This is a genomic window from Mesomycoplasma ovipneumoniae ATCC 29419, from assembly GCF_028885435.1.
Classification (GTDB): Bacteria; Bacillota_I; Bacilli_A; order Mycoplasmatales; family Metamycoplasmataceae; genus Mesomycoplasma; species Mesomycoplasma ovipneumoniae.
Genome location: NZ_CP118522.1, coordinates 1 through 14,406, shown reverse-complemented (window position 1 = coordinate 14,406; position 14,406 = coordinate 1). Strand labels below are relative to the sequence as shown.

Genomic DNA, 14,406 nt, shown 5'->3' with positions numbered 1-14,406 from the left:
TTAAATCCTTTCTTTTGCCTTTATTCCAAGTAATTTTAATCCATTTTTTAAAACAATTGAGACAGCTTTTGTTAAACATAAAAGATTATTTGTGTCTGAATTATTCAATATTTTTGTGTTAGAATAAAAAGAATTAAAGAGGTTAGCTAGTTCTAGTAAATATTTTGGTAGCAAATTAATTTTATAATTTTTTGCTATTTTTAAAACAATTTCCTCAAATTGGTTTAATTTTGAAATTAAATTAGTTTCATTTTCTAATTTAAATGTGCCTAAATTTTCGACATTTAAATTAGATTTAGCCAGCAAATTAACTGCACGAGCATGGGCATATTGGATTAAAAACAACGGATTCTGTGAATCTATGCTACTCGCTAAGTCTACATCAAATTCTACAAGCGAATTATACCCCCGTTCAGCAATAAAATAACGAATTGCATCAGCATTTGCAACTTGAAGAAGGTCTTTGATTGTAAAAGTTTGCCCTTTTCTTTTGGACATTTTGAATTCTTTGCCGTTTTTTACTAATTTTACAAGTTGATATAGCAAAATTTGCAATTTATTTTCTTGATTAGCAATTTTTAGGGCAGCTTTTACACGGTCAACATAACCAATATGGTCTGCTCCTCAAATATTTATTAAAATATCAGGCTTAAATTCTGAATTAATTTTGTGTAAATGATAGGCAATATCACTTGAAAAATAAGTGTAATTTCCGCCATTTTTTATCAAAACGCGATCTTTTTGATCGCCAAAATCTGATGTTTTTAGTCAAAGTGCGTTGTCTTTTTTATAGGTAAAACCTATATTTTCAAGGGTTTTTTGAACATTTCCGGATAAAAATAAATCACTTTCGGACGTGAATTTATCAAATTTAATTGATAAATTTGATAAATCTTTTTTTATTTCAGTGAGAAAAAAATCAAGAGCTTTTTGGCGAAAAATGCTGTAAATTTCAGGGGTTTCAAGACTTGATGACTCAAATTTATTACCATATTCGTCAAAAAAATTTTTGGCCATTAAAATAATTTCTTCACCAAGATAAGCTTCTTCTGGAAGAGGAATGTCTTTAAAAATTTGCTGATAACGGGCAAAAACTGAAGATACTAATTTGTCAATTTGAGACCCAAAATCATTTACATAATACTCACGAAGAACAGAATTACCTGAAAATTCAAGAATATTTGACAAAATATCACCAATAACAGCGCTTCTGAGATGGCCAAGGTGTAAAAATCCAGTCGGGTTAGCCGAAACAAACTCGACATTTATTTTTTTTGATAAAAAACTTCGACCAAAATTTTCATTTTGATCGATTATTTTTTTAACAATTTTTGAATATTCTGTTTTGGAAACAAAAAAATTCAAAAATCCAGGTGCGGCTATCTCGATTTTTTCAAGCCCTAATTCTTGCTGGTTCAATCAGTTTTTAATTTTTTCTGCAAGTTCCAAGGGCTTTAACTTGTTTTGTTTTGAAAAAATTAAAGCTACATTTGTGCTAAAGTCACCAAAATTCTTCGATTTTTCAACTATTATCTTGGTTTTATCAAAAATTAAATTATTTTTGATAAAAAATTCGGATATTTGGTTACTAATTTTTTTGTTCATTTGTGTTTCCAACAACTACAAGCGCTGTTTTTACAACTCGATCATGAAGTTTATATCCAATTGAAATTATGTCAGAAATTTTATCTTTTTCTCCATCAGAAACTTCATAAACTTCGTGTACTGAGGAATCAAAAAAACCTCCTATTTCAGGCGCTATTTTTGTTATTCCAAAATTTTCCATAACATTTTCAATTTGGCCAACAAGCATCTCAAATCCTTTTACATATGAAGAAGTTTCGGGATTTTCTGCGTTTAGACCATATGAAATTGCTTTTTTAAGGTTTAAAAATGGCGAAATAAACTCTTCAAAAAAGGGTTGTAAACTGTATTTTTTTATGTGATTTTGGTCGTTTTCAAATTTAGCTTGAAGTTCGGCTTTAATATCTTTAACTTTTTGAGCGGCTTTTTCCTCGAAAATTTTGACTTGAGATTTAAAGTCATCCTCAATTTTTTTGATTTTGTCTTTTAATTTTAAGGAATCAATTTCAAGACTAATGTTTTTTGTGGTTAGTGATTGGATTTGATTTTCAAGGTCTTTTAATTTAGATTCTTTTTTTAAAAAACGACGTGATTTTTTGCCGTTTTTTTCATTATTTTCTGTTTCAGTTTCTATTTTTTGGGCTGAATTTTCAAGGTTATTTTCGACTGACTCACTAGAAATTTTTTCAGATTCTTGTTGTTCACTGTTGTTTAGATTAGTTTTTTTATCTTCAGAATTCTCAAAAATCATTATTATTCCTTTCTATTTTTGTTTTTATTTGATAGAAAATCTTCTAAAAGTTTTATGCCTGTTCGCGCTGCAGAATAATTAATTTTTTTCGTTGATCCTATCATGCTAATTTCCTTGATTGCAAACGATTTTTCAAGTTTTTTCGAGATAAATGAGGTTTCAGGCGATTCAATACTGATTTTTAAGGTTTCATCTTCGGTGGTAGTTTTTTCGTCTAGCATTTCTCAAATCGACTTTTTTTCAATCAAATTAAGCAAATCAACAAGTCTAGTTCTAGAAATTTCGCTATCTAAGATTAACATATTTTTATTATAAACGTCTGATTTATTTTGGATTTGGAAGTTAAAAATTTTATGTATAAAATGATGCAAAAGTTCGTCACTATGTTTAATTTGTTTTTCTAATTCTTGTTTTAAAATGATTAATTTTGATGAAACTTCTGACAGTGGAGTATTTATTAGCCTTTGTTGAAATAGGCGAATTGCAATTTTGACATCCTGCAGTGAAATTGAAGGTGAAAATGTGATTTTTTTATTTTCAACGCTGCCGCTAGAGCTAACAACGACAACAATTCCTTCATTTTGTGATATTTGCGTCAAATTTATTGACATTAAACGGTCATTTTCGTTGCTTGTTGTGGTAATTATTGTAGTGCCAACAGATTCAGAAATCAAATTAAAGGCTTCAGAAATTGTATTTTCAATGCTGACACGTCGGCGGGCAAACAAGTCTTTTAGTTTATTTGCTAAAATTTCATTTTCGTCGAATGACAAAAATTCAGCATAATACTGAAACCCTCTTAGTGTTGGGATTCTACCACTTGAAATGTGAGGTTTTTCCAAAAAACCTTCTTTTTCAAGTTGATTCATTACCATTCTAAGGTGTGAAGAGGATTTTTTTATGCTGTAATTTTGTTTTAAAGCGTTTGAACCGATTGATTCTCCGGTTTTAATAAAATTTTCAACTATCTGCTTTAAATATTTTTCTTTTTTAGCATCTAACCTTGACATTGTTGTTAAATTATAACAAAAAAACTAAAAAATAATTAATTTTAGTAGTGTGAAAATTTAAATTTTGTTATTTATTTTTTTAAGGCTTCTTCAATTGTTTCAATCAGTAATTCTGCTGGAGCGTATTCAAATTTTTTGAAAATTGGCTTACCGTCTTTGAAAACGAAGTGAGTTGGCACGAAAAGAACTTCGTATTCAGTGTCTTTTTTTCTAAATAATTGCGCTTCTTCTGCATTAACTTGGATTAATTTTACGTCAGTTCTATTTTTAAAATACTCAGAAAGTTCTTCATTAACAGGCTCTTGCATTTTGCAATCACCACACCAGTCAACCGCAAATTCTAAGTAAACAACACCAGTTTTAATTTCTTCCTGGGCGTCTTTTCATAGCATTTTTTTCATTTTTAGCTCCTTTTCTTCTGGATAAATGTTATGAATTATAACAGAAACATTGGGTTCTTTATCAAAAATACGGAAAATCTTTTTTTTGATATTTTTTTGAGTTTTTTGTTGTAATTCTTTTAATATTTTATCATTTGTTTTTTTAATATTCGAAAAATTATCAAAAATAATTTTTCGAATTATTTCGTGATATGACTCGCGGTTTTCACGGCTTAAAATTCCGTGATCAGTTATTTCAACTTTTGAGACAATCTTTTTTAAAATAGGATTGAACAAAAAGGAAACAATTATTAGTCCATCTTGAGATAATGATTCGCGTTCTTTTAGCACTTCAAAAGAAACATCGCCAATTCCATAGCCTGAAATATAAATTTCATCTTGTCCTTTTGTCAGTTTTTTACGTGAAAATAAATTTCCGTCAATAAAATTAGCTATTCTTTTGTTTTGTAAAATAATTGTGTTTTGCCTATTTATTTTATTATTAGCCGCAATATTTGAAGCAACAACTAAATATCGATAAAGTCCTTGAATTGGAATAAAATATTTTGGCTTAAGAAGGTCAATCATATCAGAAATATCTTCTTTGTATGGGCGTGCTAGTCCAAAATCTGATTCAGAAATATCGACTATATTTGTTACAGATTTAGCAATTTGGTCTAAAACTTTAGCATAAAGTTGCTCCATCCCGTTAATTGGAGGGGTTAGCATAATTACATAATCTGACTTTTTTAGCTTAAAATAGGCATCATCATTCTGAAGAACACGGTTAAATCGGTGACAAATTCTTTCAGGACTAGATGTTATTAAAACAACAGAATTTTTTTGCTTATTTGCAAATTTATAGTCAAAAAAAGTTGGCAAACTCTTTATTTTATTTGTTGTTAATTTATCAAGCTTATAAATCATGTCGTATAATTTGTCATATTTTTTTCCATAAGCTGTAATTTGCCTGTTAAATTTCAAGGCAAGATCTATGATTTCCTGAATTGAAACCATTTCTTCATCATAAGCTGAAACGACAATTCGCGAATTTTTATCGGCTTGCAGGAAACTTTTTTCAAGAAAAGATTTAGCAAAAAGCTTGTTCATTGCTTTTCCAGGCACATTAGATTTACCTGAATCAGAGATAAACATTAAAACACCTTTTGGGTTCTGGCTAACTTTTTTGATTAAGTCAAAATTGGTTTCACCATAAACACCTAAATTTCCAACGACATAATTGGACATAAAAACAATCGATCCATCCTCGGTTTGAAAGCAAAAACCAATTGAACCAGGCATCGAACCTGCAACCGAAAAGGGAATTATAGTTATTTTTTCACTAATTTTTAGCTCAGATATTATTGGTTTTATCTCAAAAGTAGCATCTTCAATATTATATTTGCTCATTCGGTCAAGAATTAGCGCTTTAGTGAAAAAAGAGCTATAAATCGTTACGTTTTTTAGTTTCATAACTAGCCAAGGGATTCCTGAAAATGATTCATTTTTGGCGTCAGTTATAAAAACACCTTTTATTTTATGCTTGTTTTCTTCAATATAAGTGTAGTCTGGAATAATTGTATCAACACCAACTGAACTATCAAGCGGAATTTTAGCACCTGCGTTTATGACAAAAATATCGTCATCGATTTCTAAAATATAGCAATTTTTTCCGTTTTCATCTTGGCCGCCTAGTGCAAAAAAACTAATTTTAGCCATAATTTCCTTTTAATTTTTATTTTATTTATGTGAACTTTTCACATAAGGTTTATCTATTTTTTAACATTTTTAATTATTATTTTTGCAAGGGCTACAAATCTAAAGATTTGTCAAAATCCTTAGATTTGATATTGATTTTTTACTCCCTTAGTGATTGCAAAAATAAATAAATCTAGATCAAACGGCTGTAAGTCATCCATTCCTTCGCCTAGACCAACTAATTTTACACTGATATTAAGTTGATCTTTGATTGAAAAAACGATTCCTCCTTTACTTGTGCCGTCCATTTTTGTTAAAATTATACCAGAAATTGGAGTTGCTTTTGTAAATATTTCAGCTTGAGAGATCCCGTTTTGACCAGTTGTTGCATCAATTACCAAAAGTGATTCATGAGGTCCGCCTGGTATTTTTTGAGAAATTATTTTGTTAATTTTTGCTAATTCTTGCATTAAATTGACGTTATTTTGCAATCTTCCGGCTGTGTCAATTAAGACTAAATCCATTTTTTCTCGTATTGCAAAATCCAGACCGCGAAAAACTACAGAGCCTGGGTCTTTTTCGTTAGTTGCTGGTTTTACAATTGAAGCACCAACTCTTTTAGCCCATATTTCAAGTTGCTCAACAGCGGCCGCGCGGAAAGTATCTGCTGCAATAATTAAAACTTTTTTACCTTCAAGCACAAATTTACGGGCTATTTTAGAAATTGAAGTTGTTTTTCCAGAACCATTAACGCCAGAAATTAAAAAAACATTAATTCTATCGGGTTTTACGTTCAAATTTATGTTAACAATTGACCGGTTTGAATAAATTGTGTACATTTTATCCATAATAATTTCGGTAATTAATTCAGGATTGTCGATGTTGTGAAAACGAACTTCATCTTTTAGCGCATTTATTATTGTGTTTACAAAATTTGGAGAAATATCTGACATTATTAGTATTTCTTCAAGTTCATCAAAAAAATCATCATCAATCTTGATGTGTTTTTTTTGAAGTTGAACAATTTGATTCAAAAAAGAAAGTCTAGATTTAGACAAACCAGCCACGTATTTATCTAAATTAGCAGCTTTTTTTTCTTTTGAACCAAAAATTTTTTCTTTGATTTTTTGAAAAAAAGACATTTTGTGGTTCCTATAATTTTTAATAAATATATTATAAATTATAAGGGGTTTTAATTTTTTATTAAATGTTAAAAAAATTAAAAATCGGTTTTTAGCACATCTATTTCGCTGTCTTCAAGTATTGTTTCGTTAAGAATAATTTTGCTTGTTGGATTTGACAAGGCGGTTTTGTATGATTTTTGCTTGTAAGACAAATTCATTAATTCATTTGGACGCATTTTTTTCAACCGTTCAAAAACAAAGACAAAACAATCTCACCGTTTTTCTTGAGCCTCTATTTTTTGTTCTTCAGTAAAAGTTTCGCCATAATCGTGACTAAAGTCTTTCAAAAAATCGTTTTTTAATATGCCCTTGAATTCATCAATTATATCGTTTCTGTGATAATCTAAAATATCCTCAAGATTATAAGAGGTATTTTTAGGTGTCTGAAGGCTAAAAAACTGAGTTTTTAAAACTGTTCATGAAACAGGGCCGTATTTGTATGACTCAAAATCATCAGAAAAAAACGGTTCATTATAAAGTCTATAAAATTTTCAGTGCGTAAATCATAGTATTTTTTGAACTCAAGTTCGATAAAGTTCGGTTTCTCCGCTGTCAACGTGATAAAGCGCAAATAAATAATTTAAAAATTTTTTAATATCAATCCCATTCATAACAACCTCCATGGTGTGTTTGTGAATATTAATTTTTTTATGATTTTTAGCCAAAAAATGGAAAAATTTAGTATTTTTGTCTTACTTTTTCCTTTTTAAGCCAAAGAATTAGCTTTTCATTCTTCGTATTCTGCTTGACAATCCTGAACTAATAAATCTAATTTTTCAAGGTTTTCAAGAATAGTTCCTGAAGCATTAAGGTGACCACCCCCGCCTCATTTTAGGGCGATTTTTTGAACATTTGGACCTGCTGATCGAAATTCAACACGCCATGAATTTTGAGTTTCTTGAACTAAACAGAGTCAAATTTTATAATCATCGATGTTTGCTAATAAATTTGGTTTAACTGAATTTTGTGAATTTTTTTGTAGTTTTTGCTGTTCTTCGATGGATAAAATGTAATAAATTACATTTTTGTAAGTTTTTTTATTAGCAAAAATGTAACTATCAAATTCAAGGTCAGATAATCTTTTTGCATTTAATTTTTCATGAATTTTTGAAAAATTAAATCCAGTTTCAAATAAAACTGCTGTTAAAAAGTGGGTTCGCGCTGATGTATTTTTATATAAAAAGCGTCCTGAATCTGTGTAAATTCCTAGATAAATGAGTTCGGCTGATCTTTTTGAAATTTTTCAGTTTAATTCATGTGCTAAATCTGCAATTTGTTCACAAGCAGCAATATAAGTCGGGTCAACTCAGCGATAAGCTTCGCCTAAATCATCCTCATTTGGGTGATGATCAATTCTCAAAATTGATTTGAATCGAATTTGCTCAAATAAATGAGCAAATTCGATTCGATTTTTAAAGTTTGCATCAACAATTATTGCCAAAGATTTTTCCAAAATTTCTTTTTCAGGCACTAAATCCTCTTTTAAATCTAAAAACGAGAATGATTTCTTAAAATCTCCGATTGCAAAAACTTGCTTATCTGGAAAGTTTTCTAAAATAAGTGATTTCAAACCGTTTTGAGCACCAAGGCAGTCTCCATCAGGTCTAATGTGGTGAAAAATAACGATCGAGTCGTGATTTTCGATGAGATTTTTAATTTCTGTTGCTATTTTTTTATCCATTACGTGTAAAACCTTCGGCTAATTTTTCTAGTTTTTCTAGTATTTCGCTAATATTTTGATTAATTTTTTCGTTATTTTCTAAATTAATTCCAGCGGCAAAAGGGTGACCGCCCCCACCATATTCGGCCGCAATTTTATTAATAACTGGGCCATTTGAGCGAATTCTAACCCTAATTTGGTTTTCGTATTCAATCAAAAACAGCCAAATCAAGGCGTCACCTATATTTGACAAAAGATTAACTGCTGAAACCTGACTTGAGGACAAGTTGAATTTTTCCTGTTCACTTTTTGAGACATAATGTCATAAAACTTTGCCTTTTTTGTTGTAATTTCCTAAAACATGCGCTTGAAAAGCGACTTCATTTTCAGTTCTCTGAGCTAAAAGGCGATTTAATTCGCTGAAATTAAAATTGGTTTTCATTAAAAAAGCTACAATTTCAAAGGTTCTTGCTGTTGTTGAAGGAAAAGCAAAACGACCTGAATCTGTTAAAATTCCTAAATAAACAAAAAGTGCAATTTCCTCGTCAATGTGTCATTTTTCTTCTTTCAAAATAAAGCCAATCATTTCAGAAGCGGCACAAAAAGTTGGATCAATTCAAGTTTGATCGTAAATTTCTTCCTCTTTTTCAGGGTGGTGGTCAATTTTAACTCTTGTTTTGAATTTAGAATTCAAGAAAAAGTCTAATTCTTGAATTCTGTTAATATCAGCTGTATCAACTGTAATTGCAAGTGAATTTTGAAAAAATTCACTTGCAATTGAATCTTTATTATCAAAGTGAAAATTTAAAAAATCAAATTCTTTGTTGTTGTTTCCAATTAAAAAAACATTTTTTTGGGGGAAATTTTTTTTAATTGCTTTTGCAAAACCTTGTTGAGCTCCAAGACAGTCGCCGTCAGGTCTAATGTGGTGAAAAACAAAAATATTGTCGTGTTTTTCAATGTTTTTTATTATTTCTAAGTGTGGTTTTGAGTTCATTTTTTCCTTTTTTTAGTCATCATGGTGGTACTTTCGATTATATTTTATAGAAAGTCCGCGATAAATTTGTTCTAGAAGTACAAGTTTGAAAATTTTATGGGGGAAAGTTATTTTACCAAATGATAAAAGCCTAATATTTGGTACTTTTTCAAGAATCAAGGCTTCATCAACACCCCTTGAACCGCCGATTATGAGGCAAATATTTGCTGAATTTAATAGATGTGAAAATTCTGGGCTAGAAATCGTTTGACCACGCTCAGTAAAAAGAAAACAGCTGTAATTTTTCGGTATTTTTTCTAAAATTAGCTTAGTTTCAATAGTTTTTTTTAAACTTATGTTTTCATTTTGACTTTCACTAAGATTAATTAAATCAACTTGGTATTTAAATTCTTTAATTTTATTGATTTCTTTTTGATATAAAACTGAAAAATCTCTAGAATTGCTTCCAAAGCCAATTATTAAAATTTTCATTATGTTTTTGCTTCTTTTTGCATTTTTAAAAGATTAAGATGAAATAAAAGCATTTGAATATCTGCCGGATTTACGCCACTAATTCTACTTGCCTGGCCAATAGTTTTTGGTCTAACTTTTGAAAATTTATCGAGCGCTTCAGTTGATAAATTAGCGACTTTTTGATAATTTATATCTGTTGGAATGAGTAAATTTTCAAGTCTAATCATTTTTTCGGCCTCAGAATTTTGCTTTTGAATGTAGCCTTTTAAACGAGAAATGACCATTAATTCATAGCCATATTCAAAATCGGGCAAAATATCTTTAAAATCAACATCAGGTCGAGAAATTAATTTTAACTTTGAAATTCCAGTTTTTATACCGTATTTTTTTGCCAACGGATTTTTTGGCGACAAAAAATCTTTAGAAAGTTTTTCTATTTTTTTATCGATTTTTTTGTATTTTTCTTTAACTTTTAGGTAATAGTCTCTTGAAATCATACCAGAAACAAAAGCATATTTTAACATTCTGATATCAGCATTATCATTTCGAAGAATAAGTCGATATTCTGCTCTTGAAGTTAGCATTCGATAGGGTTCTTTTGTCCCTTTTGTTACTAAATCATCAATTAAAACGCCGATATAGCCGTCATTTCGCAAAATTTCAATTGGTTTTTTCTTTAAAATAAATTGTCCAGCATTAATTCCAGCAACCAAACCTTGGGCCGCAGCCTCTTCATATCCGCTAGTTCCGTTAATTTGACCGGCCATAAAAAGGCCTTTTATTTTTTTAGTTTCTAAACTTTTTTTCAATTCAAGTGGATTAATTGCATCATATTCAATTGCATAGCCGTATTTTGCGATTTTTGCATTTTCTAGACCCGGGATTGTTTTAATAATTTGGTCTTGGACTTCTTCGGGCATTGAGGTCGAAAGGCCGTTTATGTACATTATGTCTTGTTTTTTTGTTTCTGGTTCAAAAAATATTTGGTGTCTAGGTTTGTCTAAAAAACGGACAATTTTATCTTCAATTGAAGGGCAATAACGAGGCCCAACTCCCGAAATTAAGCCTGAATACATTGAAGATTTGTCCAAATTTTCGTTTATTATTTGGTGTGTTTTTGAGTTAGTGTAAGTTAAATAGCAGGAAATTTGTTTTTTTAGTTTGTGTTTTGACTGAAATGAAAAATTTATATTATAAAGTGGTAAAACTTCGCGTTCAACTTTGGAAAAATCAATGGTAGAGGTAAGAATTCTTGGAGGGGTTCCGGTTTTAAGTCGTTGTAATTCAAAACCGAGTTTTTTTAGGTTATTTGAGAGCAAATTTGAAGTTTCTTGACCATCAGGGCCACTTGAAATAGACGAAGAACCGCGAAGAACTTTTGAGTCCATGTAGGTTCCGGTGGTTATAATTACACTTTTTGCGAAAAAAACAGCACCTTTTTTTGTTTTTAGTCCAAAAATACGGTTTTTTTCAACCAAAAGTTCAGTTACTAAATCTTCAAAAATAGTCAAATTATCCTGTTGTTTTAGATCTTTTAGGATAATTTTAGAATATTTTTCTTTGTCAATTTGCGCCCGCATAGCTAAAACGGCAGGACCTTTTGACTCATTTAAATATTTAATTTGAATCATGGCAGCATCAGAAAATTTAGCCTGCACACCACCAAGAGCATCAATTTCTCGAGTTATTATTCCTTTAGCAGGTCCGCCGATTGCTGGATTACACGGCATTGATGCTAATTTTTTTTTATCAATTGTTATCAGCGCGACTTTAAAACCTTTTTTTAAAAGTGCGTAAACTGACTCAATTCCGGCATGACCGCCACCAACTACAATTGCATCAAACTCTAAATCACTTTTATTTTTTTCTTTTGTCATTTTAGACTTTCTAAATTCAATTAATTAAAAAATTATACTATATTTTTAGCTGTTTTTATTGATTTTTTCAACTAGAAAATTGCTTTTTACACAAGAATTAGACCAATAAGTTGGCTAGTTTCTGGACGCTCAGGTGATTTTATGAGCATTTTTGTCTTTTTGTCATTTATATAGATTTCAATAATGTTGTCAAAAACAGAAATTGCGTCTTTCAGGTAACGATAATTGACATTTATTTCTACAAAATCAGGATCATACTCGCCAGAATTAGCAAAATTTGGATTCATTTTAAAGTCAATAACATTTTTTGTTGAGACATTAGATTGCCCCGAATCTTGTCGCGAAATAAATCCTTTTAATTCGGTTTTTGACATTGTAAGATTAATTACATTATCTTTGCCAGGCGAAATTATCGTAGTTTTATCAATTAGATCGATAATTTCGCGCTTTTTTATAGAAAAGAAATATAAAATTTCGTCTTTTTTTGGCAAAACATTTGAAATATCTTTGTAATCTATTGTCAAAATTCTTGACTGAATAGTTAAATTATCGTAAATGTAGCTGATTTTTGTCGGTTCAATATTTAATTCAATGTCTGAATCAAGCTCTGGGGGTATAAAATCTTTCAAATTTTTAGCATTTACAGAAATATTTATTTTACTTTGGTTAAAAATTTCAATTTTTTCTGAGGCAAATCTAGTTGTGTCTGTTGCTGAAAAAAATAAATAACCCGAATCAGAACTAAGATTTATAGCTGATAAAACTGGTTGAGAAGGGTTGTTTGTCGTTGCAAAAGCTGTATTTTTTACGGCTTTTTTAAAATTTTTTGCATTTACAATTAATTTTATCCCTTTTTGGTCAAAGTCAATTTCTGGGAAAAAACTAGCATTAATAAGACTTTTTGTAAATGAAGCTTCTTCTCAGGAAACAATTAGTTCGTTGCCTTTTAATTCAAAGCTAATTTCTGAATCACATTTTTTGATAACATCACGTAAAAAAAATCCATCAATCAAACAAAAACCGACATCAATTATTTCAATTAAATTTTCTTTTTCGATAAAAACTTTATAAGAAAGTTCGCTATTTGTCGATATTATAAACAAACCTCCTCTTGTTAATTTCATAAAAAAAGAGCTCAGTGGTGAATTATTGTGACTAAGAATTGCTACTTGCATTCTTTCGATTTGTTTTTCAATAATGTTCTTTTTAATTCTAAATTTCATTTTTACTCCTTGCAAAATAAATAATAAATTTAGTTAAGTTTAGTTTTGTTAAGTTAGGTTATGTTTAGTTTAATAAAAATTATAATAATTTTGTTTAAAAGTTCAAAAAAACAAAAAATCTTTAATTTATAGCGTTTTTTTACCAAAAAACGGTGTTAATTTCTATTATTTTTTATGTTTAAAACTTCAGTTTAAATGTTTATATATTTGATTTAAGGCCAGTTCTAATTCGTGATTGTTGCTTTGTTTTAAATCATCGATTTTTCTAAGTGTAAAAATTATTGTTGAGTGCTTTCTGTTGTTGAAAAATGACCCAACCTCATTGTGAGTCAAGTCGAGAATATTCTTGATTAATCAAATGGCGATGTCACGGGCGTGAACTATATTTTTGTCTCTTTTTTCACTTTTTATATCACTAACAGGAATTCCGTAATATTTAGAAACGGACTGAATTATTAAATCTGGCGTAATTATCTGTTCAGTTTCATGTTTTTCTACAAAAATTTCAAGCATTTTTTGCTTGTCAAAATAAATTTCGCTCTGAAATTTAATTCTATTTGTCTGAATGTAGAAAACAATTGACTTTAGCGCACCCTCAAGTTCTCTGATTGAGTTTCGAAAGTGTTTTGAAAGAAATTCAAGCGCTTCAGTTGTCCAAATGTGTTTGTCCAAATTTTGCTCGCGCAATTTGTGTGTAAAAATCCGCAAAAAGTCCTCTTTTTTGGGTTTATTTAACTTTATATGCAAACCAGAACCAAATCTTGTTATAAATCTTTCTTCAAAACCACCTAATAAAGATGGTGATTTATCTGATGTTATAATTACAGTTTTATCATTTTCAATAAATTTGTTCAAAATTTCAAGAGCAACTATTGAAGTCTGATGTTTATGTCCCAAACCTTGAATGTCATCAAACAAAAAAACGTCAACTTGAGTCAGTCATTCTAAAAAATCACTGATTTTATTGCTTTCACCATTTTGCATTCAACCGGTTATACAACTTATAAACTTATAATCATTAATGTAGAAAACTTTTTTGCCTTTTTCAGCAAGCAAATTTCCGATGGCATTAATAAAGTGAGTTTTCCCTATTCCTGAGGGTCCTGAAATAAAAATCGGCGAAAAATTGAGCTTTGTGTCGCTTATAATCGAATCGTAAATGCTAAAAATCTGAAAATTATAGTTAGACCTTATAAAGTTTTTAAAGGTAAATTTATTCAAAAAATTGTTTATTTTAAAGCTGCAATACTTGTTTTTTATAGTAAAATCCTGTGCTTGTTTAGGTTTTTCTATATAATTATTTTCATTATTAAAAGTTAAAACCTTAGAAATTTCAAGGTTAGAAATCGCTTTTTCGACAGTGTCAATTCATCGAGAAATAACTTCTTGTTTTGCAATTTGGTCTGTAAAATCAATGATAATTTCGTTTTCGGTCTCGTTTACCACAAAAATTGTTTGAAAAAAATTGTTGTAAACCATTTTGTCATTTAATAGGTTTTCAATTTGTTGCCGAAGTTCTTGGGTTCTGATTTTTATATTACTATTTGCTTTCATTTTTTTTGATTTTTCCTTCTTTTGTGGTAAAATTT

At 29.5% G+C, this 14,406-nt stretch carries 12 protein-coding genes; all 12 read right to left on the bottom strand.

All coding sequences use genetic code 4. From position 1 onward, the window contains the following. The gene (gene argS / locus PWA39_RS00060) at nucleotides 1–1,605 is read right to left on the bottom strand and encodes an arginine--tRNA ligase (protein WP_069099151.1); all 1,605 of its coding nucleotides are present in this window, start codon (nucleotides 1,603–1,605) and stop codon (nucleotides 1–3) included. Beyond that, entirely contained in the window at nucleotides 1,589–2,335 is a 747-nt protein-coding gene (locus PWA39_RS00055) for a nucleotide exchange factor GrpE (protein WP_069099152.1), read from the bottom strand. The genes argS and PWA39_RS00055 overlap by 17 nt, the downstream gene beginning before the upstream one ends. A gap of 2 nt (nucleotides 2,336–2,337) precedes the next feature. Then, nucleotides 2,338–3,345: a heat-inducible transcriptional repressor HrcA gene (locus PWA39_RS00050; RefSeq protein ID WP_069099153.1), complete on the bottom strand. Its 1,008-nt coding sequence runs from the start codon at nucleotides 3,343–3,345 to the stop codon at nucleotides 2,338–2,340. A gap of 71 nt (nucleotides 3,346–3,416) precedes the next feature. Further along, on the bottom strand, nucleotides 3,417–5,444 hold the full coding sequence (locus PWA39_RS00045; RefSeq protein ID WP_069099154.1) for a thioredoxin domain-containing protein: 2,028 nt from the start codon (nucleotides 5,442–5,444) through the stop codon (nucleotides 3,417–3,419). Nucleotides 5,445–5,563: 119 nt separating this feature from the next. Then, entirely contained in the window at nucleotides 5,564–6,565 is a 1,002-nt protein-coding gene (gene ftsY, locus PWA39_RS00040; RefSeq protein ID WP_069099155.1) for a signal recognition particle-docking protein FtsY, read from the bottom strand. Between the two features lie 77 nt (nucleotides 6,566–6,642). After that, nucleotides 6,643–7,218: a Panacea domain-containing protein gene (locus PWA39_RS00035; RefSeq protein WP_069099156.1), complete on the bottom strand. Its 576-nt coding sequence runs from the start codon at nucleotides 7,216–7,218 to the stop codon at nucleotides 6,643–6,645. A 95-nt stretch (nucleotides 7,219–7,313) separates the two neighbouring features. Further along, nucleotides 7,314–8,288: a bifunctional oligoribonuclease/PAP phosphatase NrnA gene (locus PWA39_RS00030; protein WP_069099157.1), complete on the bottom strand. Its 975-nt coding sequence runs from the start codon at nucleotides 8,286–8,288 to the stop codon at nucleotides 7,314–7,316. Next, nucleotides 8,281–9,264, bottom strand: a complete 984-nt coding sequence (locus PWA39_RS00025) for a DHH family phosphoesterase (RefSeq protein WP_069099158.1) — start codon at nucleotides 9,262–9,264, stop codon at nucleotides 8,281–8,283. The genes PWA39_RS00030 and PWA39_RS00025 overlap by 8 nt, the downstream gene beginning before the upstream one ends. Nucleotides 9,265–9,276: 12 nt before the next feature. After that, nucleotides 9,277–9,735, bottom strand: a complete 459-nt coding sequence (locus tag PWA39_RS00020; RefSeq protein ID WP_069099159.1) for a 23S rRNA (pseudouridine(1915)-N(3))-methyltransferase RlmH — start codon at nucleotides 9,733–9,735, stop codon at nucleotides 9,277–9,279. Continuing rightward, complete coding sequence (gene mnmG, locus PWA39_RS00015; RefSeq protein WP_069099160.1) at nucleotides 9,735–11,594, bottom strand: tRNA uridine-5-carboxymethylaminomethyl(34) synthesis enzyme MnmG; 1,860 nt, start codon at nucleotides 11,592–11,594, stop codon at nucleotides 9,735–9,737. The genes PWA39_RS00020 and mnmG overlap by 1 nt, the downstream gene beginning before the upstream one ends. 86 nt (nucleotides 11,595–11,680) lie before the next feature. After that, entirely contained in the window at nucleotides 11,681–12,817 is a 1,137-nt protein-coding gene (locus PWA39_RS00010; RefSeq protein ID WP_069099161.1) for a DNA polymerase III subunit beta, read from the bottom strand. A gap of 165 nt (nucleotides 12,818–12,982) precedes the next feature. Continuing rightward, nucleotides 12,983–14,371 (bottom strand): chromosomal replication initiator protein DnaA, encoded by a 1,389-nt coding sequence (gene dnaA / locus PWA39_RS00005; RefSeq protein ID WP_069099162.1) that lies wholly within the window; start codon nucleotides 14,369–14,371, stop codon nucleotides 12,983–12,985. Nucleotides 14,372–14,406 lie beyond the last annotated feature (35 nt).